The 22790-nt window shown below is 63.8% G+C and carries 21 protein-coding genes and 1 tRNA gene; 15 read left to right on the top strand and 7 right to left on the bottom strand.

What is annotated here, in order from left to right; translation table 11 throughout:
• Window positions 1-10: 10 nt before the first annotated feature.
• Entirely contained in the window at window positions 11-1162 is a 1152-nt protein-coding gene (locus V3328_RS05120; protein ID WP_340328540.1) for an adenylate/guanylate cyclase domain-containing protein, read from the top strand.
• Between the two features lie 48 nt (window positions 1163-1210).
• On the opposite strand, the gene msrA is transcribed toward V3328_RS05120, so the two are convergent.
• Both msrA and V3328_RS05110 read right to left on the bottom strand, forming a co-directional pair.
• Window positions 1211-1864, bottom strand: coding sequence for a peptide-methionine (S)-S-oxide reductase MsrA (gene msrA, locus V3328_RS05115; protein WP_340328539.1), 654 nt, complete (start codon window positions 1862-1864; stop codon window positions 1211-1213).
• Between the two features lie 46 nt (window positions 1865-1910).
• The gene (locus V3328_RS05110) at window positions 1911-2237 is read right to left on the bottom strand and encodes a hypothetical protein (protein WP_340328538.1); all 327 of its coding nucleotides are present in this window, start codon (window positions 2235-2237) and stop codon (window positions 1911-1913) included.
• Between the two features lie 136 nt (window positions 2238-2373).
• Between V3328_RS05110 and V3328_RS05105 the strand changes: the two genes are divergently transcribed.
• The 3 genes from V3328_RS05105 to V3328_RS05095 all read left to right on the top strand — a co-directional run bounded on the left by V3328_RS05105 (window position 2374) and on the right by V3328_RS05095 (window position 3468).
• Window positions 2374-2463: transfer RNA gene (locus V3328_RS05105), tRNA-Ser, on the top strand.
• A gap of 352 nt (window positions 2464-2815) precedes the next feature.
• On the top strand, window positions 2816-3082 hold the full coding sequence (locus V3328_RS05100) for a DUF6429 family protein (protein ID WP_211317147.1): 267 nt from the start codon (window positions 2816-2818) through the stop codon (window positions 3080-3082).
• Window positions 3079-3468: a hypothetical protein gene (locus V3328_RS05095; protein WP_340328537.1), complete on the top strand. Its 390-nt coding sequence runs from the start codon at window positions 3079-3081 to the stop codon at window positions 3466-3468. The genes V3328_RS05100 and V3328_RS05095 overlap by 4 nt, the downstream gene beginning before the upstream one ends.
• Window positions 3469-3513: 45 nt before the next feature.
• Here the strand turns inward: V3328_RS05095 and V3328_RS05090 are convergent, their stop codons facing one another.
• Genes V3328_RS05090 through V3328_RS05070 form a run of 5 tightly spaced genes read right to left on the bottom strand, consistent with a single transcriptional unit; the run spans window position 3514 to window position 11670 of the window.
• Window positions 3514-6309: a BPTD_3080 family restriction endonuclease gene (locus V3328_RS05090; protein WP_340328536.1), complete on the bottom strand. Its 2796-nt coding sequence runs from the start codon at window positions 6307-6309 to the stop codon at window positions 3514-3516.
• Between the two features lie 4 nt (window positions 6310-6313).
• Complete coding sequence (locus V3328_RS05085) at window positions 6314-9457, bottom strand: site-specific DNA-methyltransferase (RefSeq protein ID WP_340328535.1); 3144 nt, start codon at window positions 9455-9457, stop codon at window positions 6314-6316.
• A gap of 37 nt (window positions 9458-9494) precedes the next feature.
• Window positions 9495-9896 (bottom strand): hypothetical protein, encoded by a 402-nt coding sequence (locus tag V3328_RS05080; RefSeq protein ID WP_340328534.1) that lies wholly within the window; start codon window positions 9894-9896, stop codon window positions 9495-9497.
• Entirely contained in the window at window positions 9893-11218 is a 1326-nt protein-coding gene (locus V3328_RS05075; protein WP_340328533.1) for a recombinase family protein, read from the bottom strand. The genes V3328_RS05080 and V3328_RS05075 overlap by 4 nt, the downstream gene beginning before the upstream one ends.
• On the bottom strand, window positions 11215-11670 hold the full coding sequence (locus tag V3328_RS05070; protein ID WP_340328532.1) for a DUF2924 domain-containing protein: 456 nt from the start codon (window positions 11668-11670) through the stop codon (window positions 11215-11217). The genes V3328_RS05075 and V3328_RS05070 overlap by 4 nt, the downstream gene beginning before the upstream one ends.
• A gap of 361 nt (window positions 11671-12031) precedes the next feature.
• Between V3328_RS05070 and V3328_RS05065 the strand changes: the two genes are divergently transcribed.
• The 11 genes from V3328_RS05065 to V3328_RS05015 all read left to right on the top strand — a co-directional run bounded on the left by V3328_RS05065 (window position 12032) and on the right by V3328_RS05015 (window position 22790).
• Entirely contained in the window at window positions 12032-13249 is a 1218-nt protein-coding gene (locus V3328_RS05065) for a hypothetical protein (RefSeq protein WP_340328531.1), read from the top strand.
• Window positions 13209-14159, top strand: a complete 951-nt coding sequence (locus V3328_RS05060; RefSeq protein WP_340328530.1) for a winged helix-turn-helix domain-containing protein — start codon at window positions 13209-13211, stop codon at window positions 14157-14159. The genes V3328_RS05065 and V3328_RS05060 overlap by 41 nt, the downstream gene beginning before the upstream one ends.
• A gap of 99 nt (window positions 14160-14258) precedes the next feature.
• The gene (locus V3328_RS05055; RefSeq protein ID WP_340328529.1) at window positions 14259-16688 is read left to right on the top strand and encodes a DUF4238 domain-containing protein; all 2430 of its coding nucleotides are present in this window, start codon (window positions 14259-14261) and stop codon (window positions 16686-16688) included.
• Between the two features lie 214 nt (window positions 16689-16902).
• Window positions 16903-17496 (top strand): hypothetical protein, encoded by a 594-nt coding sequence (locus tag V3328_RS05050; RefSeq protein WP_340328528.1) that lies wholly within the window; start codon window positions 16903-16905, stop codon window positions 17494-17496.
• Window positions 17497-17518: 22 nt separating this feature from the next.
• Complete coding sequence (locus V3328_RS05045) at window positions 17519-17872, top strand: hypothetical protein (RefSeq protein WP_185961871.1); 354 nt, start codon at window positions 17519-17521, stop codon at window positions 17870-17872.
• The gene (locus tag V3328_RS05040) at window positions 17872-18405 is read left to right on the top strand and encodes a hypothetical protein (protein WP_340328527.1); all 534 of its coding nucleotides are present in this window, start codon (window positions 17872-17874) and stop codon (window positions 18403-18405) included. Before V3328_RS05045 ends, V3328_RS05040 begins: the two co-directional genes overlap by 1 nt.
• Window positions 18402-19274 (top strand): ATP-binding protein, encoded by an 873-nt coding sequence (locus V3328_RS05035; protein ID WP_340328526.1) that lies wholly within the window; start codon window positions 18402-18404, stop codon window positions 19272-19274. Before V3328_RS05040 ends, V3328_RS05035 begins: the two co-directional genes overlap by 4 nt.
• A gap of 19 nt (window positions 19275-19293) precedes the next feature.
• Entirely contained in the window at window positions 19294-19923 is a 630-nt protein-coding gene (locus V3328_RS05030; RefSeq protein ID WP_340328525.1) for a hypothetical protein, read from the top strand.
• A 13-nt stretch (window positions 19924-19936) separates the two neighbouring features.
• Window positions 19937-21601, top strand: coding sequence for a DEAD/DEAH box helicase (locus tag V3328_RS05025; protein ID WP_340328524.1), 1665 nt, complete (start codon window positions 19937-19939; stop codon window positions 21599-21601).
• Complete coding sequence (locus V3328_RS05020; protein ID WP_340328523.1) at window positions 21598-22023, top strand: DUF6511 domain-containing protein; 426 nt, start codon at window positions 21598-21600, stop codon at window positions 22021-22023. The genes V3328_RS05025 and V3328_RS05020 overlap by 4 nt, the downstream gene beginning before the upstream one ends.
• Entirely contained in the window at window positions 22023-22790 is a 768-nt protein-coding gene (locus V3328_RS05015; protein WP_340328522.1) for a hypothetical protein, read from the top strand. Before V3328_RS05020 ends, V3328_RS05015 begins: the two co-directional genes overlap by 1 nt.

Raw genomic sequence — 22790 nt, 5'->3', positions numbered from 1 at the left:
GGACTCAGCCGTGCTCGGCGAATTGCCGGAACGGCTCGCCGTGACCGTCGCGGAAGCCGGCATCCCGACATACGAGGACCTTGTGGACCTCGTCAGCCGCGGCCTGAACGAGCTCGGCGTGCCGCTCTGGCGCACGTTCATCGGCATCGAGACGCTGCATCCCACCGAGAGCGGCAGGACGGTGACGTGGTCGGAGGGCGAGATCACGACATTCCACCGTGAGCGCGACGGGGTCGCGGAAAGCCACGACTATCTCGACAGCCCGGTCCGGATCGTCGACGAGACCGGTGAGCCGCTCCGGATCCGGCTGACCGAGACCGATCTGGCGATGCCGACCATCGTCGACATGCGCCACGCCGGCGGGACGGACTACATCATCCACCCCCTCCCCTTCGTCGACGACACCCGCACCGCGGTGATCTCGTTTGCGACGCGATCTGCGGACGGGTTCTCCGAGAGCATGCTGGCCCGGCTGGCAGCGGCGACCGCCGTGATCAGTCCGCATATCGAGCGGCTCGCGGTCCGCGAGATCGCCGTCAACCTGCTCGATGCCTATGTCGGGCCGCGATCGGGCCGGCGCGTCTTCGAGGGACTGATCGACCGCGGCGACCTGGTGACCGTGAACGCCGCGATCCTGTTTGCGGACCTGCGCGACTACACGGCCCTGTCGGAGCGGCTGCCGCCTGCCGCGACCGTCAGGCTGCTCGATGCGTGGTTCGAGACGCTGGGCGGTCCGATCGAGGAGCACGGCGGGGAGATCCTCAAGTTCCTCGGCGACGGCCTGCTGGCGGTGTTCCCGGACGACGGCGGACCTGCGGCGGCCTGCCACGCGGCGCTGGCCGCCGCACTCGGCGCCGACCGGGGCTTCGCCCGCGTCCCCGAAGCCGCCGGGCTTGGCGCCGGCGACATCGGCTACGGGATCGGCCTGCACCACGGCGAGGTCGGTTACGGCAATGTCGGCACCCGCCGGCGGCTGGACTTCACGGTCATCGGCCAGGCGGTGAACCTCGCCAGCCGGCTGCAGGATCTCTCGAAGCGATTCCCGCAGACGATCATGGCGTCGGCGGCGTTCGCCGCCCATGTCGGCGAAAAGCTCGTGCCGCACGGCCGCCACGGCCTGCGCGGCATCGCCCGGCCGGTCGAGGTCTACGCCGTGCGGTGACGCGGCGCCGGCCGCGGAGCGAGCGCCGCGACCGGCCGGCGCGACACGTCAGGCGGCGACGCCCGTGCCGATCGGGCAGGCGACGCCGGTACCGCCAAGCCCGCAGTACCCGCCGGGGTTCTTGGCTAGATACTGCTGGTGATAGTCCTCGGCGAAATAGAACGGTCCCGCCTCGACGATCTCGGTGGTGATCGGTCCGAGGCCGCGGTCGGCGAGGGCCGCCTCATACGCAGCCCTGGAGGCTTGCGCAGCCTCTCGCTGCGCGTTGCCGTGCACGTAGATGCCCGAGCGATACTGGGTACCGACATCGTTGCCCTGGCGCATGCCCTGGGTCGGGTCGTGGCCCTCCCAGAACGCCTTCAACAGGGCCTCGTAGGAGATCTGCCGCGGGTCGAACACAACCTGGACGACCTCGTTGTGGCCGGTCCGGCCGGTGCAGACCTCCTGGTAGGTGGGATTGGGGGTTTCGCCGCCGGAATAGCCCACGGCCGTCACCCAGACGCCGGGCAGGTTCCAGAAGATCCGCTCGACGCCCCAGAAGCAGCCCATGCCGAACGTTGCGATCTCCAGGCCGTCGGGATAGGGACCGGCAAGGTCGCGGCCGTTGACGAAATGACTGGGCGCGGTGGGTATCGGTTCGGATCGCCCGGGCAACGCCTCACCGGGAGCCGGCATCTTCACGTCTTTCCGGAACAGAAACATTCTCGATGTCTCCCTTGTTGCGGACCGGGTCCGGCCCGATAGCCGTTCACCTGATCTCGAGTTCGGACAGCCTGACCTCGCGCTTCCTGCGGCCGGCCAGCATAAGCAGCACCCCCAGCAGGCCGAGCACGACGAAGGTCGGCGCCTGCAGGAGGGCGACGATCACCGGATCCCACAGGAACGGATGGACGCTGCCCTCCACGCCCGCCTGGGCGGCACGCAGGCTTTCGGGGCTGACCGAGAACCACAGCGCGCCGAGCGGAGTGGTCACAATGCTGCCGGCGGCAATCGTCTTGGCGCCGTCGACCACCAGCGCCACCAGCGCGCCGGCCAGCAGCCACAGACCGACAAATCGGGACAGAAATCGCAGCATCGCGCGCGGCCTCGCCTGGAAACGGATCGTCCATTACATAAGCGCAGCGGGACGCCGAGCCAAGCGCGAGCCCGCGGGCCCTCACGACAACTTGCATATTGGGCGCAAGGCGGTGTATTCGGGCCGTCCGCGAAACGGAGGGGTGGCCGAGTGGTTGAAGGCGCACGCCTGGAACGCGTGTATACGGGCAACCGTATCGAGGGTTCGAATCCCTCTCCCTCCGCCACTCGCCCTTGCGAAAGCGTTCTCCCCATCAGGCTCCGGCCGAATTTTCTCGTTGTTTTCGGGGGTTATGCGCAGTCGGCTTTGCACTGGTGTCCTTGCCACAGTAGCCGGATACGTTCTCTGGAGCTCGATATTCTCCGAACCTCTCGACTGCGCGCATTCGGTACAAAGCCCGTAACCAGTTGTAAACATGCGGAGAGTTCCCCGCGCCACCTGAACACTTCGATGCCAGTGGCGTTCGTGAAATGGAACAGAAATCCAACCCGTTCTTTCCCCCGTCCAGCCTCGCAAATCCCTTCCGCCATTGAGAATTCAGGGCGATGACGGCATCTTGTTGGTGGAGGAGGCCGTACATGACGGAATTGGACCTCGACACCGACAAACTTGATGACGCGGCGCTGGCCATCCTCAGCCTGACCTTGCATGACAGCAACCGTGTCTGGAAAGGGATCGACTGGTCCATCAGCGACCGGCTGCACGCGAAGGGCCTGATCCACGATCCCGTCGGCAAGGCGAAATCGCTCGCTCTGACGGAAGCCGGACTGGCCCGAGCCGAAGCGACTCTTGCCGAGTTGTTCATGAAACCGCACTCGAACGATCCACAAAGGTCCGACCCATGAAACCGGCCGACGAGGCTCGTATCGCTGCCCGGCTGGCGCAGCTGATGGCGATGATCTGTGTGCGCAATACGGGAATCGAGGAACTGCACGCCGGGACTGTCCCGGTCACCCACGCGGGCGACTATTCGGACGTATTCATCACTGACGCCGACGGTCGGCAGATTCCCTGGACCGATGCATCCCATCTCGACGACGACCGGATGCGACACCTGATGCGGCAGATTGTCGACCGACTCTACACGTTTCACCTCAAGGCTGGCGATCCGGGGTTCCGCGACCACCTCGACCGTTGGCTGGCCGTCGCCGAGCGATGGGACGAGCCGAAGCTGGACGAGGCATTCCTTTCAGGAATCGTCGGCAACGAAGCAGCCAAACTGCCGAGATAGTCGTTCGCAGTCCAGCCAGGATTCGAGGACGATCTTGTGCCAGAACTATTCAACTGGCTCGGCAACGGCCGTGTGTTTCGTGATGATGTCCTGTACGTCGCCCGGCTTGAAGGCGACATCCCATGACCAGCACCCAAAACCACCCGACGCGTTGATGGCCTTTACCCATTCGTTCAGCGCATCCCGCTTTGCCTTGTTCTGGGGGCTGTCGGTTCCCTTGATTTCGAGGGCAAGCATCTTGCCGACAGACAGCCGGACAAGGAAGTCGGGCACATACCGGCGACGTGAACCGGCCCACATATACTGAATCTGGAAGCCGAGGTGATCGTTCTTCGCATAGGCGACTACGTCGTCCCGCCCCTCGAACACATTCGCCGCGTGTCCCTCCCACGACGAATCGCCGACGAGGTGGCTGATGTGCGACTTGATGGCCGGGAAGCAGGGCTTGGTCGTATACCAGGTGCGCATCTGACCGGTGGCGCCGATCGGGTTCTCTTCATCAAAGACCGGAGTGAGGCGCTCAGTATTCTGCTCGCTCACATGACGCATGACGTGCTGGACGACGAGATCGATGTTCAAGGCGATCAGGATCCGGCGACGCAATGGGTCCGAGTGGAAGAGTGACGGAATGTCGAGAAGCTTCGAATTCAGAAAGGTCTCGACTATGCGCACCAGCTGAGCCGCGAGGTACTCCTCGGTTCCGGAGAAGCTGTGCCGCAGTTCGGCGAAGCCTTTTCTGGCAGCTTGAAAGACAAGTCTCTGCAGGCGAAACCCGTCCGGAAGGCGTTCGAGATCGATCGCGGTGACCTTGCCCATGTCTGTGGCCCCTCCCAAGGCGGGGGCCAGTTCAGCACTTATGGGGGTCGAGGCCGGGTCGAGCTCAAGTGCAGGCACCTTGTCCCACGCCATGGTCAGCTGTGGCTTCACCACGGTCTCGACGCGCAGGACATTGGGCCACTTGATCTCAAGGTGTGCCCGATCAGGAATGACCTCGATCTGGGTGGTCGGTCTGGGGGGTGGAGGCGGGTCGCCACCTTCCCCGGTTTCCGAGATGGACAACGGAACGCCGAAAACGTTCACATACTCTGGCAGGAACAGCCCGTTCTCGTCCGTGTCGTAAGAGACCCTGCGAAGACCGCGGCCGACGACCTGCTCGCACAAAAGCTGCGAGGTGAATGCGCGCAAGCCCATGATGTGGGTTACATTCTTCGCGTCCCAGCCTTCGGACAGCATCGCGACGGAGATGACGTTCTGCAGGTCCTGGCCAGCAGCGCCGCGCTTGCCGACATTGTCGACGATCTCACGCAGCAGTTCCTCCTTCTTCATCCCCTGAAGCTGCTGCTTTCGTGTCTCCGGCAGGTTTGCAGCCTCGATGATTTCCTTCAGCCTGTTCTCGTAATCTTTGTCGGACGTGGCGGCTTCGCCGATTTCCGCCTTCTCCAGCACCTTTGAGTCGACACGCAGCGTCCTGTTCGGCGCATGCAGCTCCGGCCAGTGCGAGTCGCCCTGGTTGAAATAGTGCTCGACCCGCGCGGCCGTCTCGGTGCGGTTGCAGACCGTAAGCATCACCGGCGGGGAATGATGACCTGCCTCTCGCCACTGCCTCTGCGTTTCGCGCCAGTCCGCGCCGAGAAGCGTATAGGCGTCCTGCACCAGCTTCGGCAGTGCCTCGTGCGGTTCGGCCTTCGCCCTGTTCAGATCCTCGGAGACCGAAGGATCACGGTAGATGTGATAGAGCTTCGACCGCAGCGTCCTCGCGTCGGGCAAGGCATCGTCGCGCACCACGACGCGCGGCGTCTTTACCAGCCCGGCCTCGATCGCGTCGTTCAGCCCGAAATCCGAGATGATCCAGTCGAACAGCGCCGTGTCCGTGCTCTTCTTGCCGGTCGGCGCAAACGGAGTCGCTGAAAGGTCGAAGCAGCGCTGGATGCGACGCGTCTTGTGGATGCGGTCCAGCCCCTCGATCCAGCGGGTGGCCTCGTCGAGGTCAATCCCCTGCTCTGCGGCCATCTTCTTGCTGATCTTCACTTCGGGCGGTTTCCGATAGGCGTGGTGGGCCTCGTCATTGATGACGATGATATCCTTGTGTGCCGCCAGCTTGCCCAGCACGCGTCGGGTGAAAGCCTCGTCCGACTCCCGGCCCTTCTTCACGACCGAGCGTTCCTGCTCCTTCAGCGGCATCAGCGTGTGCCAGTTCTCGATCAGCACCTCGGCCTGGTTCAGCTTCTGGCGCAGCGCCTCGGATGGGCAGAGGTTGAACTCGTCGTAATAAGAGCCCTCGCTGGGCAGCAGGACCTGCAATCGTTCCTTCACAGTCAGGCCGGGCGCCACGATGAACACTGCGCGGCTGAAATCCTTGTTCCGCTTCGGGTAGGTCAGCGCGTTCAGGACCTGCCAGGTGATGATCATCGCCATCACCGTGGTCTTGCCCGCGCCCGTGGCCATCTTGTTGCAAAGGCGCTCCCAGGTCCCGCCGTCGCCGGGGATCGCGATGCCCTGCTTGAATGCCTCCGCCCCCTCGACCCACCAGATCAAGGTTTCGATTGCCTCCAGCTGGCAGAAATAGAACGGGTGCTGTCGCGCGTCTCGGTCGTGCCAGTGTTCCAGAAGCTTGCGGGTCACGATGGTCACGCCGGGCCAGCCCGCCTCGCGCCAGGCGTCGACCCGGGCGCGGATGGTATTGACCAGGTCCAGCACTTCTGTCCGCTTCGTGTTGTTGCGGGCGTCGAAGACCTCGTAGCTCGCCGGGCGGCGCTCGGGCTTGATTTCGAGCTTGCCACCCTTGCCCTCGATCCAATGCTGAGCCGGGCAGACGAATGGCGTGTTGATGATGAGGGACATGGGTTCAGCCCTCGAGCGGCATGATCTTGAGGGACTCGATCCCGCGATCATCGACGATCTTCACCGCGATGCGCCGGTTGTCGCCCGCCGCAAAAGGCAGCGACACGGTGCCATGGAACTGCTCCAGCAGATCCTCGTCCAGTTCGGATCGGACGGTCGCCTTCAGCCGGTTCCATCCGCCCTTGGCGTCCGCCATCGGAAAGAACACCTGATGGGGCATGAGGGAGCGTTGGTCGTAATCGGTGTCCAGCGACCACATGGCGATCTGCTTCTTGCCGCCCGACACCAGGTCGCCCGCCTTTGGATCGAAGTAATCGAAGCCGTTGACCTCGACCTCCCACATCCCGTCCTTGCGTTTGCGCAGCTCTACATCGGGCTGACCCATCAGCCAGAAGGACTGGTTCGAGGAGCGCGCCTTCTTCAGATCCTCAGTCAGCAGGTCCGTGTTCATCTGCGCCTTGAGCAGCGTGACGCCGGGCCAGTTGACCTCGTCAATGTCCTTGGCGGCCTCGGGGTCAAAGGTGAAGGCGCAGAACAGGATGAACTTCGGCGCGGGACGCAGGGTTTCGGCCTCGGTCAGGGCCAGTTCCACCTGGCGCTGTTCGAGGGCTGCGTGTTCGGGACCAAAGCTGACGACGACCCGCTCTCCGGTATCGGCCAGCGATCCGCTGGCATGGAGGTGGCGCAGACCCGGCAGCGTTTCGAACTCGGCAAAGCGCAGCATCGCGCCGCCCTTCGCCCGGACGCCGGTCTTCAGAAGCTCGTCGCGCCAGAGCGACTGGCGCGAGGTCTCGCCCGTGCGGGCAATGCTGTCGTCTGCCTCAACGGGCGGAAGGCTGTCATCGAGCGACAGGACAGTCGGTGCGGGCACCGCTTCGACCGAGAAGGGCCCGGTGATGCGCAGGCGGTTCCGGTCGATGCGCGGCTTGTCGTAGAGCGTTTCCTGATCGGCATGGTCGGAGATGGACTGGTCCATGCGGCGCTGCATCGCCTGCCGGGCAGCGTGAAAGGCGTCAAAAGGCGCGCGGGCGGCTTCCGGCCAATCCTCGGGCCAGTCGAAGGGCACCTCCCATTCGTGTAGGGTTTCGCCCTTGGCGAAGTCCACCGGCTTGCCCTTGCGTACGCCCTGCGCGGGCTTGAGAGGCTTCGGCGGAGCGGTGGCCAATGCGGCAATCAGGTCCGTCAGCGCCGAATGAATTTTCGGATGATCTTCAGACCAAATTGTGTCGATGTCACTGTTGCTTCCAATCGATCCCAGAGTAATGCGCTGCGCCGTCTCGTAGTCAAAACCACCAGTCAACCCTTCGTGTGGATATCTAAGCGAGTAGTAATCGAAAGCCGCGGTCATCAATCTTTGCTTGGCAAGCGTGATGGCCACACGGGACGTATCGCAGGTAATCCAGCGGCGCCCCCATTTTTCTGCCACGAAGGCAGTGGTGCCCGAGCCGCAAGTCAGATCGAGGACCAGATCGCTCGGATCGGTAGTCATTAGAATGCATCGCTCTACAATTTTTATATTTGTCTCGACAACATACTGCATATTTGACGCACCGCCGAAGCCCAGCCAGATCGAATGAAAGACCTTGTACTCAAAGTCTGTGGCTTCTTTTCTTAAGCGAAGCGAAGTTGTCTTTGGAATAATTCTCCCTGCTTTCGCTACTCTATCCAAATTGGGGATCGGCACTTTCCAGTGCTCATTGGGAGCGCAAGGCCACTCCTTCCCCATAAACACATATGGGACAGTCGTAGTGCTGCGATATCCGTCTGACTTCAGCGGATCCTCAGAGAAATCATCACCGTTATCGGCTTTTTTCTCATATAGCGTTCGATATTTCAGATTGTCCTTGTCCTTTGCGTAGAACAGAAGAATGTCACAAACTTTTCCTAGATGACTTCCGGCAACAGAGCCTGTCTTTGAGAATGAAATCTGCGAAACAAAATTCTGAGTACCAAAAATCTCATCAAGTATTCCGCGAACCAAGTGAACATTTTCGTCCGAAATCTGCACAAAAACACAGCCACTATTGCTGAGTAAGTCGCGTGCAAGGATGAGTCGATCTCGCAAGTAGGTGAGATAAGAATGTATGCCGAGTTCCCAAGTGTCCCGAAACGCCTTGATCATCTCTGGTTCTTGAGTGAGGTCTTCGTCCTTGTCTGATTCCGAAAGCTTGCGCTTGTTCGTGAAGGGCTGGAAGTTCGACCCGTATTTGATGCCGTAGGGCGGGTCGATGTAGATCATCTGAACCTTGCCGCCCATGCTTTCCTTGGTCAGCAGCGAGTTCATCACCAGCAGGCTGTCTCCCGACACCAGCCGGTTCGACCAGCCCTTTTCGTGGGAGTAGAAGTCGAGCGCCTGGCGCAGCGGCAGGTTCTCGAACGGCGCTGCGAACAGGTCGGGTTGCCGCCATTGCGCGCCCGCATCCTTGCCCTTCAACCGCTTCGCCGCGTTGGCGAGGATGGTCGCAGGGTCCACCCGCTCATGCACGTGCAGGCTGACGGTATCGACGTCGAACGACGTCCGCTCGGCCTTGCCCGTCCAGTTGAGGTAGGGCTGCTGGAGCCGCTTGAGCTCGTGCAATGCGTCCTTCATCGCCTGCGCGTCATCGCTGGCCAGGGCGTCGTCGATCAGCTTTTCCACCCCTGCGCGGGCAGAGTCGAAGTTCAGCACCGGGTCCAGGTGCGGGTCGTAGGCCCATGTGGTGCGCGCGCCGTCCGGGTCCGTCCCGGCGTGGACCATCCCCACCTCGGGGTTGTTCACCCGCGTCTCGCCATGACGATAGGACAGCACCTGCACCGGTTCGCCGGACCTGCGTGAAGCCGCTGATTTTTTCGCGCTTCGGGCTTTGCCGCGAGGCTCCGTCGGCTCGTCCTCGTCCTGCATCTCCAGTGTCAGGTCGGACACGTCGGCTCGATAGATCGATCCACCGCGCCCGCGCCCGCGCCCGAGGACACCTTCGTCAACCAACTCATCGCGGGCGGCCGCGTAGTCCTCGTCGGACAGCACTGGCACATGCTCGCGCAACAGGGCCATCATCGCGCCATTGCCGATCGACGATCCGTCTTCGGGCATCAGGGAGAGGATCAGGTCGGTCAGGCTGTCGGACATGCGCGCGAATTCCAGTACTTGCAGAAAGGGCTTGTTTTCCATGACCCTATCGCGGGAATTGTCCGTTTGCACGCGCGATTCAGTCTTGCGCGCTGTCTGCAGTCCAGAGGGCCTGCTGTTCTTGCCAGTCGGGCGGGAACGAACCCATCAGGTCGGCGAGCGTGACATTCGCGGGCTGGCGACCGTCCATGATGGCATCGACGATTGCCGGGGACAGCAACGACAGCCGCATCAGCCGCGCCATGTAGGTGAAGGCGATACCCTCCTTCTCGGCCAACTCCGAAATCGACGAGAACTCGCCCGACTCCAGCATCCGCTTCCACCGGAAGGCACGCGCCAGCGCCTTGACCAGCGTGTTGTCCGCCTTGCGGTCTGGCCGGACGCCTTCCGGCAACTGCATCTCCTTCCGCCCGCCGCGCTTCACGACGCGGAACGGGGCGTAGAGCGTCACCGTGTCGGGGATCGGAGCCACGCGGGTCATGCGGCCGCCCCCATGTCTCCAGCCAACATCTCTCGCGCAAGGCCGCCAAGGCCATCGACACGGAGCCGCACGTTCAGGCCTTCCGTGCCGATGTCCACGCGCTCGACCAGCAATGTCACGATGCGTGCCTGCTCGGTGGGGAAGAGTTCGTCCCACAGCGGGTCGAGCTGCTGCAGGGCCACGCGGGCGTCGGCCTCGGAGATATCGTCGGTGTGGGCGCGTGCCGCCTTCCATGTCCCGGCCACGATCTCCGGCTGGCGGAACACAGCGCGCAGCTGATCGATGACGGCGGCCTCCATATCCCCTGCTGGCACGCGGCCCACCGGGCACGATCCAGCGCCGTGTTTCAGCACGGTCTGGCTGACATAGTAGCGATAGAGCCGGTCGCCCTTGCGGGTATGCGTCGGCGAGAAGGCGGCGCCATCGGGCCCGAACAGCAGCCCCTTCAGCAGCGCGGGCGTGTCGGCGCGGGTGCGCGCGGCGCGCTTGCGCGGACTCTCCTGCAGGATGGCGTGGACGCGGTCCCAAATCTCGGGATCAATGATGGCGTCGTGCTCGCCGGGATAGCTGTCGCCCTTGTGCACAGCCTCGCCGATATAGGCGCGGTTGTTCAGCATCCGGTAGATGTACTTCTTGTCGATCCGGTTGCCGCGCGGCGTGCGGATGCCGCGCTTCGCGACCTCCCGCGCCAGTTCCGTGCAGGACCCGATCTCGAGGAAGCGGCCGAAGATCCAGCGAACGTGCTCGGCGTGCTCTTCGTCGACCACCAGCTTCCGGTTCTCGACGCGATATCCGTAGGGCGGGACGCCGCCCATCCACATCCCCTTCTTTCGGCTCGCGGCGACCTTGTCGCGGATGCGCTCGGCCGTGACCTCGCGCTCGAACTGGGCAAAGGACAGCAGGATGTTCAGCGTCAGCCGCCCCATCGACGTGGTCGTGTTGAACGACTGCGTCACCGAGACGAAGGTCACGGCGTTCCGGTCGAACACCTCGACCAGCTTGGCGAAGTCGGCGAGCGAGCGGCTGAGGCGGTCGATCTTGTAGACCACCACCACGTCGACCAGCCCGTCCTCGATGTCTTCCAGCAGCCGCTTCAATCCGGGGCGCTCCAGCGTACCGCCCGAGATGCCGCCATCGTCATACTGATCGCGGACGAGCACCCAACCCTCGGACCGCTGGCTGGCGATGTACGCCTCGCACGCCTCTCGCTGGGCGTGGAGGCTGTTGAACTCCTGCTCCAGCCCTTCCTCGGAGGATTTGCGGGTGTAGACCGCACAGCGCAGCTTGCGGACGACCTTCGATTTTTCGGGCGGCTTCGTCATGTCCGCCCCCTGTGGTTCTTGAGGCCGAAGAAGACCCACCCGTTCCAGCGGGTGCCGGTGATGGCGCGGGCGATGGCCGACAGCGACTTGTACGGCCGACCTTGCCACTCGAAGCCGTCGGTGGTGACGGTGACGACCTGCTCGACACCCTGCCATTCGCGCAGCAGCCGCGTGCCGGTGATCGGGCGGTCACGGTCGGCGCGCATGCCACGCTTCTTCCTGTCGCCGCCGTCCAGTTCCTCGCCGAGCCGTTCCAGACGCCGTGTCGTTTCGGGCTTCAGCCCGCCATAGGCGAGTTCCTGGATTCGGTATGCCAGGCGGGACTCGAGGTAGCGGCGGTTGAACGGTGGCGGCTCGCTGTCGAACAGGTCGCGCCACTGTTGCTTCAGGTCGGGCGTCGGCGTGGTCTTCAGCGCGGCCAGGCGCGCGGGGATAGGATCGGGCTTGTTCATGCATTTCTCCGATGAGTTGGAGTTGCATGACGGCATTGGTCGGGCGGATAGTGTAGGCAACGTTCTCCAGTATCCTCAGATACTTCGCCCCCATCCCGCATCCGTAGCCGAACCAGCCCGAGCGCCAGCAGACCGCATAATTCGGCACGGCGCTCTGCGGGCGTCATCTGGTCGGGCGGGAGCGGATTGGGGCGTTTCATGCGGGCCTCGGAGCAGTCGTCTCCTCTGGCCTCTACTCGTCGATGTCGGAAAGCGTCCCAACCGATCCCGCACAGGTTGAAGAATCGATCAAAAGAACGTAACAGGAACACTTGTCTTGCAGGAAAGGGGATTCGTTGTGGCCGGCAATTTGAAGAAGTTCGTGAACCCCCGGTTCATCAAGACCATTGATCTCGCCCTGATGAAGCCGCTGCTGGCGCGGCACGAGGGCAAGTACAAGGGCTTCTCCGTCGACCTGCTGGACCAGGAGGAGGATGTCGCCCGCGAGGCGCTGGAGAAACTGCTGACCGGCGCCGAGGACAGCTACCCCGAGGGGCTGCGCGGCGATCTGCACCGCATCGCGGAACTGGGCGATGCCCGCGGCCTCGAGATCATCCAGGCGCAGGCTGCCCGTCAGGGCGTCGATCTGTTCCCCGACATGAAGACCGGCGACGAGGACTCGCCGAACAAGGCGCATGATCCCAAGCACATCGCCGTCCGGGTGTTTCTGGAGCATCCCGATCTGTTTGACGCGGCCGCCGATCACATGGCGATGCTCACCGCCGACCGCCTGCATGAATATGCCGGGCGGGAACGTGGCGTCGCGATCGATCTGACGGCGGAGAAGGTCGAGGCGTTCCGGACGGCCGTTGCCGCGCTCTTCCGTGACGCGTTTCTCGGGGACTACTGCCGGGTCGGAGACTACGACGACGATGACGAGATCAACCTCGTGGTCAGCCACGGCTCCATGGTTTCGACCATGCCGGTCGTTGAGGGCCAGGTCGAACGGGTCATCAGCGTGCGCCAGATTTCCCACGCCGTGCTGCGATACTCCGAGAACACCGGGATGTTGCGGCTGGCCCGCATCAGGAAGGCGCATCAGCCCGAGATCGCGGAACTCTTCGCCTCGATCATCCTCGACAGGCCAGGCTTCTTCGACGGTGACGACGCGCAGGACCTCTATACCCTGCGCCCGGTCGAACTGGCCGGACCGGGCTTTACCTTCGATGCCGCCTACGATCCGCTGATAGACAAGGTGCTGATCATCGAGGCGGCGGCCGACCTGATGGCGCCCGGCAAGAAGGGGTATCCCCGCGTGGTGCGCACGCTGCGGTCGCGGGATCTCGGCGGTGACGCGCTCCAGCATTTCGGCAGCACACCGGTCTCGTTCGGCGGCGCCTGGAGGCTGGGCGAGCTCGTGTTCCGGATCTTGTTCAAGGGCGACGGCAAGCGCCAGCCGCAGGTCACGGTCAAGCTGCGGCCCCCGGGCGTCGTGCAGTTCCGCCGGACCCAGCATGAGGCGCGGGTGATGAAGCTGATCGAACGGAACGGGCTGATGAATGACCGAGACGATTTTGAGGTTGTTGACGCGGCTGAGTGAGGCTGGCGACGACGCAATCCTGCCTGGCGAGCTTGCCGCGCCGTTCTTCGGTCCGGGCTTTGACCGGCTGCTGGCGAAACGTGTCCTCGTCGAACAGGCGCCGCTCTCCGATTGGGATGTCTGCGACGCCTGCGAATGCGGACTCCCCTGTCGGCCGATCCGGAAAGCGGGCGATGGATATCGTGCTGAGTGCCCGCTCAACCGCCGACACGACGTCGATCTCACCGAGGACGATTTGCGCGAGTTCCGCATGGGTGCTGCGGCATTGGCATCCGTAATCGGCGCGGCGGCAGGGTTCAGCGCGACCCCGAAACTGGCGGCGGAGAAGGTCTGGCGGCTCGGCGACACGCCATCGGGTCGGGCGGTGTTTCTTGCGCTGGAGCCCGTAGCCCTGACCGGCGACGGCATCATCGCATCTTTGCGCCAGGCCGCGCAGGGTTCGGACATCACGATCCTCGCACCGGCGTTGCCAGCGGAGACTGCCCGGCGACATCAGGATGCGGGCTTTCATCTCATCGAAACCCTTGAGGTGCTGACGCCCGCCACAAATGGCCTCGGCGGCACAATCGACGTCGCGGCTCTGGCGCCGGTCCCGCTGGCGCCCGTGCTTCGCGTGCGAAGGGCCACGGCCGAGGTTCAATGGGATGGTCGCTCCGTCATCCTGTCGCGTCAGATTTTCCCCGTGTTCGAGCGTCTGCTGGAAAAGGCGCAGTCGCGCGACCAGGTCGCCTCCGGATCCCATGTCGAAGCCACGACTGCGCGCGAGGCCAAGGATCTGATCCGCGAGCTGCGCGACGCTTTCAAGGCTGCGGGGTTCACCGATACCGAGAGCAAGGCCCTGATCGAAACGGTGCGCGGCCGGGGCTATCGGCTCAGCGTCCCCGCAACAGAGATCGTGATCGAGGGTTGAGCCGGATGCTCGACGAGGGGTCGTCCGCCGACATCTTTTCTCACAAGATATACTTGGCTCAGAATCACCCAGTCCACCAAGCCGCAAATGCTCAGAAAAATGACGAAGACACGCAATAACCATTACGTACCCCAATGGTACCAGCAGGGCTTCTTTGAGCCAGGCCAAAACACCTATTCGTATCTTGATCTGATCCCGCCCCAGCACGTGCGATCGGACGGTCGCGTTGTAACTGGGAGATCGAAATTCGTTTCGCCCACATCACGAGCCTTCTGCCAGCGGGACCTGTATTCTACCTTCTTCGGTACGTCGGTGAATGACGAAATTGAGCGGAAGCTATTCGGTGATATCGATACGCGCGGAGCTCATGCCGTCCGCGCCTTTGTGGGCGACGATGCCAGCGAGCAGCATCGTCACTTCAAAACATTCTTTGAATATCTCGACATCCAAAAAATCCGTACGCCTAAAGGGCTCGACTGGTTAAGTGCGCAGTACCCTCGACTGACGCAGAACGAACTCATGTTCGAGATGCAAGGCATCCGCATGATGCACTGCACGATTTGGACGGAAGGGGTTAGAGAGATCGTGTCGGCGCAGGACGCCGACGTTAAATTCATCGTGAGCGACCATCCGGTCACTGTCTACAACTACGCCATACCACCCGATGGGACGGGCAACTGCTATCCGAAAGAACCGTCGATCGCGCTTAAAGGCTCGCAGACTGTCTTCCCACTCAATCGGGATTTTTGCCTCATACTAACGAATCTTGAATATGCAGAAGAGCATTCGGCCAACCCGCTTGAGAAGCGGACCTTCGCGGGCAACTATCGCAATTCGATGGTTCGCACTGACGCGTTCATACGTACGCGCAAGCTTGCGAGCCAAGAGGTCATCCGGATCAACCGACTGCTCAAGGCGCGAGCGAGGCGGTACATCGCGGCTGGCAAAGAGGAATGGCTTTTCCCAGAGATCTCGTCTGCTGAACCTTGGGCCGACCTGCGCGGTACCTTCCTTCCCCCCAAGAACGATCTTTGGCGCTTTGGTGGCGAGATGTATGCTCGCTTCGAGAACGGCGAAGTCTATTATCAGGACGCTTTCGGAAGGACTGAAAAGGAACGTGAATTTCTAAGGAAGAAGCCGCCAGCGAAGACACCTCACTCTCGCGATCCCTGCGGTTGCGGGTCGAGCCGCGCGTTTGGTGCGTGCTGCGAGCGCAAGCCCGTTGCGCTCCGACCCACATGGGCGGAGCGCAGTATCCGCGAGCGCAACTTGATGCTTTTTACAGGCATCTCCAAAATTCTGGGTCTCGCGGAAGACCGCGATTGGGCCACCGTGCGCCGCGAGATTACCGATGAGAAGATCAAGGAAGTGTATGGGATCTACGACGCCTTGTGGCCGCGCGAGACAAACTTGCTTGCGATGCTGCCAAAGCCTGATGGTTTGGCTCGTGGGATTTACACCGGATTTCTACATCCTTCTTTTATTTCGAACAGTGCGCTTGGCCTATCACTCTATTTCGACGAACTGCTGATCGAGCACCCCTTTATTCACCCAAGAACCGTAAACAAGGAGTTCAGTCCGCTCGAACACCCCAAGACGTATCGGCAGGAATTCCTGAAGTCGGTCATTTTGTTCATGGCGATCATGCCGCTTGTCGAACAAGGTCTCGTCACCTTATTTCCCGATCCCTGCAACTTCGATTTTCATTTGCGCGATCAGATGTTCGAAATGGCAAAGTTTCGGTCACAGGGAATGAGAGTCGATCCAGATGAAGAACCCGGCTTGGCGGAGCTGATGAAGGATGACCACAAGCGGAGCATGTTGCTGCTGCCACGAGAGGCGCTTCGGCGCCAAGTTCTCCGAAATTCTCCCGAACTGGATGAAAAGGCTGTCGAGGACCTTTTGGATGGCTTCGAGATGCTTCGTGAGCAAGACCCACTTGCCGTGCTACAAGAGGGATCGCTCGAGGGCGGCGAGGGTGGCGGACAGTTCACGCCGTTTAAGTTGGCGCCAAACTTCGAGATCTCGATGTATCTCGCGCAGGCTACCGGCTCATGCATCGTCACCGACAGCGTGTTCCGCTGGCGCGAGCTGGTGACGGCAGCAGGACGCGGCACGCAGGGTGCACCGCCGCTGAGTCAGTTACGAGCTGGCATGGAGCAAGCTGACTTTATCTTCCCGTACGACGTCCAGGAAATCGCCGCCTTCGCCGGGCGTCGAGTATTTCGAGGCTATCCAGACATCATGCGAAAGGTCTTCAAGTACCTGTCAGCGTTTCCGAAAGGAGGCGCAAAGCCAAATTTTGAAGCCAGCCTCAATGCTGAATTCAAGCGTGTCCACGCCTCGACGGTGCAGGTCGCGAAGAAGTCTGGAGCTCAGCTGTCGGAAGCGCGGGTGTCGTGCCTTTTGCCCGCTGGTGGCATCCAGGACAACACCGTCAATCGGCTCCTCTTGATGTCCAGCTCCGAGCACCACCTCGCGAGTGTGCCGATGGCCTTGTTTGTAAAAGGCAATGGAGCGGAACGGTGACCGCCAGGCACTGTCAAATAGAATCCCCGTCCGCCTGAACATCTGCATTGCGCGAGCACCGGCTGTGCGTGACCCCGACTCAATAAGTTGGCCTAGTTCCGGCAAATAAGTCGGCCCACCAAACCCCCACCTTATTCCCACGCCGTTCCCACCTGCGCGGCGACCGCATCCGGCACCTTGGGCTCATCAGAAACGATGACCGAGGCGCACAGCGATGCAGATCGAACTCTTCCCCGACGACATTGAAACCATCATCCGCGAGGCCGATGCGGCGGCGCAACGCCTCCGGCGCAAGCTGAGCCTGCCGCTCTGCGAGCGCGAGGATCTGGGCCAGGACCTTCTGGTCGATCTGCTGCGCCGCTTGTCCGCCTACGATCCGTCGCGTGGCAGCATTGGCGCCTTCGCCAACATCGTCCTGCGCAACCAATCCTCGCGGATCGCGATGCGTCACCACCGTCAGCGCCGTGCGCAGGGCGGGTCGCTGCTCTCGCTCGAGGTGCCGCTGGCCAGTACCCGCGAGCCGGTCGGCGACACGCTGACCGAGGACGACGGCCTTGCCGCCTGGCACGGCCAGACCTGCTGCGCCGCCGCTGTCACCGAACTTCACCACGCCCTGCAGGCCGCCCTCGCGCGGCTGCCGGCCGAGGATCGCCGGTTCTGCGCGGCGCTGGCGCATCGCCCCGTCACCGCGCTCGCGGCCGAGGGTTTCGGCAGCCGGTCCGCGCTCTACCGCCGCCTCGCCGATCTCCGCCACGTCCTCACCGTCCACGGTCTCGGTCCAGCCTGGGACGATCTCGCGGCGGCCTGAGTAGAGGCGAAAGGAGGAGATCATGTTCATGGGCACCACCCCCTTCATCACGGTCCGCGCCCGCCGACCGCTCACCGAGATCGAGTTCTGCGCCTGGGTGGCGCAGGCCGTGCCGGGCGACCGGCTCGAATACCATCGCGGCTTTCTGGTTCTCGACATCTTCCCGATGTTCGCCCGGCTCCCGGATCAGCAGCGCGCGGAACTGGCACGGCTCGGTTCGCGCGCCTTCTGGGCCGCCGAACAGGGCCTCGTGCACCTGGTGCAGGAGCGCACGGGCCCCGACCAGTTCGCCTACATCGCCGTCGCCCGCCCCAAACCGAAGGCCGCGGCCGTCTCGCTGTCCGCGCTCCTGCTCGCCGAGCAGGAGGCCGCCTGATGACCGCCTTCCAATCCCTTTTTGCCGATCATGGAGACCCTTACATGCCATTCCCCGCGAACACCCCCACCGTCGACGACCTGCCGGGCCTCGGCTTACAGGACATCGCCCAGCTGCCCGTCGAACTGCTGGCCATCCTGCAGCGCGATGTCGATGAGCGCATCAAGCGCGACAAGGATGCGAAGACCCGCCTCGATGGCGCACTGACGGTCCGCTACGCCACCCGCGCCGCCGAGGAACGGCAGGCGGCGGGCAAGGACACCGGCACGATCCGCTTCGACGACGGCGATTTCACCGTGGTCGCGGATCTGCCGAAGCGGGTGGATTGGGACCAGGATCGCCTCGCCGCCATGGTCGAGCGTATCCGCGCCGCCGGGGACGATCCCGCCCAGTATGTCGACATCGCCTTCAAGGTGCCCGAGCGCAAATACGCCGCCTGGCCCGATGCCATCCGTGCCGGTTTCGAGCCCGCGCGCACCGTCCGTCCCGGCACGCTGAAGATCGAGATCGTCCCGCAGGGGGACGATCAATGAGCCTCCCGATCATCAGCGCCGACCAGCGGCTGGCCGAGCCACGCGGGATCAAGGGCTGCATCTTCGGCAAATCCGGCATCGGGAAGACGTCGCTCCTCTGGACCCTGAACGCATCGACGACCCTGTTCATGGATCTCGAGGCGGGCGATCTCGCCATCGAGGGCTGGGAGGGCGACAGCATCCGGCCGCGGACCTGGACGGAATGCCGGGATTTCGCGGTGTTCATCGGCGGACCGAACCCGGCGCTGCGCGACGAGCAACCCTACAGCCCCGCGCATTACAAGGCCGTCTGCGACCGCTTCGGTGATCCGGCCGCGCTCGACCGCTACGACACGATCTTCGTGGACTCGATCACCGTGGCGGGGCGGCTGTGCTTCGGCTGGTGCAAGGGCCAGCCCGAGGCGCTGTCGGAGAAGACTGGCAAGCCGGATGTGCGCGGGGCCTACGGGCTGCACGGCCGCGAGATGATCGGCTGGCTCACCCATCTCCAGCACACGCGGGCCAAGAACGTCTGGTTCGTCGGAATCCTCGACGAGAAGCTCGACGACTTCAATCGCAAGGTGTTCCAGCCGCAGATCGACGGCTCGAAGACCGGGTTGGAGTTGCCGGGGATCGTCGACGAGGTAATCACCATGGCGGAGCTGAAGGCCGATGGCGATCCCTATCGCGCCTTCGTTTGCCAGACGATCAACCCCTGGGGCTTTCCGGCCAAGGATCGCTCCGGCCGTCTGGATCAGGTCGAGGAGCCTCACCTCGGCCGCCTGATGACGAAGATCCGCGCCCCTGTCGCGCCAGCGCCCAAGCGCCTGACCTACACCCCGCCACCCGCCGATCCGGCGGCTGACGCCCAATCCCAACTGCAATCCTGATCAGAAAAGGAGGTTCCCCATGGGTTCCTGGAACGATTTCAACGACGCGCAGAGCAACACCAACCTGATCCCCAAGGGCACGCTGGCCAAGGTGCGCCTGACCATCCGCCCCGGCGGCTTCGACGATGCCTCGCAGGGTTGGACCGGCGGCTATGCCACGCGCGGCTCGACGGGTGCTGTCTATCTCAACGGCGAGTTCACGGTAACCGAGGGTCAGTATGCCCGGCGCAAGATCTTCACCCTGATCGGGCTTTACAGCCCCAAGGGGCCGGACTGGGCGAACATGGGCCGCAGCCTCGTGCGCGGCATGCTGAACTCGGCGCGCGGGATTTCCGACAAGGACATGTCGGCCGAGGCGCAGGCGGCGCGGCGGATCAACGGCTTCGCCGATCTCGACGGGATCGAGTTCATCGCCCGCATCGACATCGGCACCGACGCCAGCGGCGACGACAAGAACGAGATCCGCAGCGCGGTCACGCCGGATCATCGCGATTACGCGCGGGTCATGGGGACTGCACCGCTGCAGTTTGGCGGACACGGTGCAGCCGGGCATGCCCCGCAGCAGACCACCCCTGCGGCACCCGCACATCAGCCCAGCCAGCCCTCGTCCGCCCCCGGGTTCGCCGGTCGGCCGAGCTGGGCGCAGTAAGGGGAGACCGGCCATGCGCCTGCGCCCCCGCCAGAAGACCTTCGTCGAGCGCAGCGTTGCTGCGCTCGCTTCCCGCGGCAACACGCTGGGCGTGGCGCCCACCGGCGCGGGCAAGACCATCATGCTCTCGGCGGTCACCGGCGAGATGATCGGCGGCGGGGCCAAGGCCTGCGTGCTGGCGCATCGCGACGAGCTGACCGCGCAGAACCGCGCCAAGTTCCAGCGCGTGGTGCCGGGCGTCGCCACCTCGGTCATCGACGCCACGGAGAAGTCCTGGGGCGGCCAGGTCGCCTTCGCCATGGTGCCGACGCTGGCGCGGGCTTCGAACCTCGCCGACATGCCGCGCCTCGATCTGCTGGTCGTCGACGAGGCGCACCATGCCGTCGCCGACAGCTACCGCCGCATCATCGACCGCGTGCGGGAGGCCAATCCCGACGCCCGCATCTTCGGGGTCACGGCCACGCCGAACCGGGGCGACAGGAAGGGCCTGCGCGAGGTCTTCGACAATGTCGCCGACCAGGTTCGGCTGGGCGAGTTGATCGCCTCTGGCCACCTCGTCCCACCCCGCACCTTCGTCATTGACGTGGGCGTCCAGGACGAACTGCGCTCGGTCCGCAAGACCATGTCGGATTTCGACATGGCGGAGGTGGCCGGCATCATGGACCGCGCGCCCGTCACCGACGAGGTGATCCGCCACTGGAAGGAAAAGGCGGGCGACCGGCAGACCGTGGTGTTCTGCTCCACCGTCGCGCACGCCGAGCATGTCACCGACGCGTTCAGGGCTGCTGGCGTTTCCGCCGCGCTGATCCACGGCGATCTGGCGGCAGAAACCCGCAAGGCGATCCTCACCGACTACGCGGCGGGCGACATCCGCGTCGTGGTCAACGTGGCGGTGCTGACCGAGGGCTGGGACCACCCGCCCACCTCCTGCGTCGTGCTGCTGCGCCCCAGCTCCTACAAGTCCACGATGATCCAGATGGTCGGGCGCGGCCTGCGCACCGTCGACCCCGAGGAACATCCCGGCATCGTGAAGACCGACTGCGTCGTGCTGGATTTCGGGACGTCGAGCCTCACACACGGCACGCTGGAACAGGATGTCGATCTCGACGGGCGCATTCCGACGCCTGGGGAAGCCCCGACGAAAATCTGTCCCGAATGCAAGGCCGAGATCCCGATCGCGGTCACCGAATGCCCGATCTGCGGGTGCGAGCTGCCGCGCGAAGGCGCGGAGCCCATCGACAGCTTCGTCATGACCGAGCTCGATCTTCTCGAGCGATCGAGTTTCGCGTGGGTGGACCTGTTCGGCGACGACGCCGCGCTGATGGCCAACGGCTTTCACGCCTGGGGGGGCGTGTTCTTCCTCGAGGGCCGCTGGCACGCGGTCGGGGGCGCCAAGGGCAAGGCGACGCGGCTCCTGAGCGTGGGCGAGCGCATCGTCTGTCTCGCGCAGGCCGACGACTGGCTTAACACCCATGAGACCGACGAAAGCGCCTTCAAGTCGAAAGGCTGGCTGAAGCAGGACGCGACGGAAAAGCAGCTGAACTGCCTGCCGCCCGAGTTCCGGCGCGATTACGGCCTGACGCGCTATCGCGCCTCCGCACTGATCTCGTTCCAGTTCAACAAGCGCGACATCCGGCGCCTCGTCACGGCGGCCGAGCCCGAGCGGAGGGCGGCGTGAATCATGTCGCGCAAGTCCCATCCCCGCCCGCAGCGCCTGCGGATTGCCCGGAGCGTATTCGGCTCTGGCACCCGCGCCTCAAGCCTTGCGCCGTCTGTCTGCGCCCCGCGCGCGGCTTCGGTTTCTTCAACCCCTACAAACCCCGCCCTCGCGAACACCGCTGGTTCTGCTCGATGCACTGCCAGGCGTTCTTCGCGGCTCGCCACCGGAAAGGACTGACCATGCAGGGAACGACCGATGAAGAACGCCTCGCCATTGCACTGGTGATGAAGCGGCTGGGCCAGACGATGGACCTGATCGGCTGGGACAAGCGGCTGCGCGATCTCACCGAAACCGATGTCACCGCCCTGATTGAGGAGGTGCTGGAAGGTTACGGCGCCGAGATGTCGCGCATCGCCGCCGGGAGCGAGGTGCCGTTCTGATGCTGGATTTCAACCCGCGCCCCTCCATGGCCGAGCGGATCAACGCGCTGGTCGACGCCGCGCTGATCGCCGCGCGGGAGACCACGCCGCCCCGGACCTATCTCGGCGCGTCCCGTCTGGGGCATGCCTGCGAACGCGCGCTGCAGTTCGAGTTCGCGGGTGCGCCCAAGGATGAGGGCGCGGATTTCGGCGGCCAGACGTTGAGGATCTTCGAGATCGGTCACCATCTCGAGGATCTGGCGATCCGCTGGCTGCGGGCGGCGGGGCTCGACCTCTACACCCGCAAGGGCAATCGGCCCGATGGGGATCAGTTCGGCTTCTCCGTCGCGGGCGGCCGCATCCGTGGCCATGTCGACGGGATCCTGGCCGCAGCCCCGGCCGCGCTCGGTCTTCGCACCCCGGCGCTCTGGGAATGCAAGACGATGAACGCGAAGAACTGGCGGGCCTGCGTCAAGGACGGGGTCGCCGTCTCCAAGCCCGTCTATGCCGCCCAGATCGCGATCTACCAGGCCTACATGGAGCCCTCGGTGCCGGGGATTTCCACGGCCCCCGCACTCTTCACCGCGATCAACAAGGACACGGCCGAACTGCATCACGAGCAGGTCGCCTTCGATGCCGATCTGGCGCAGCGCATGTCCGACCGCGCGGTGCGGATCCTGCAAGCCACCGAAGCGGGCGAGCTGCTGCCCCGCATCGCCGCCAGCCGCGACTTCTTCGAATGCCGGTTCTGCGCTCATGCCGAGCGGTGCTGGGGGCTGGCTGCATGA

The organism is Microbaculum marinum (assembly GCF_037855135.1).
GTDB lineage: Bacteria > Pseudomonadota > Alphaproteobacteria > Rhizobiales > Tepidamorphaceae > Microbaculum > Microbaculum marinum.
Note: the sequence above shows the minus strand (reverse complement) of the source record. Positions and strands in the feature narration are given on the sequence as shown.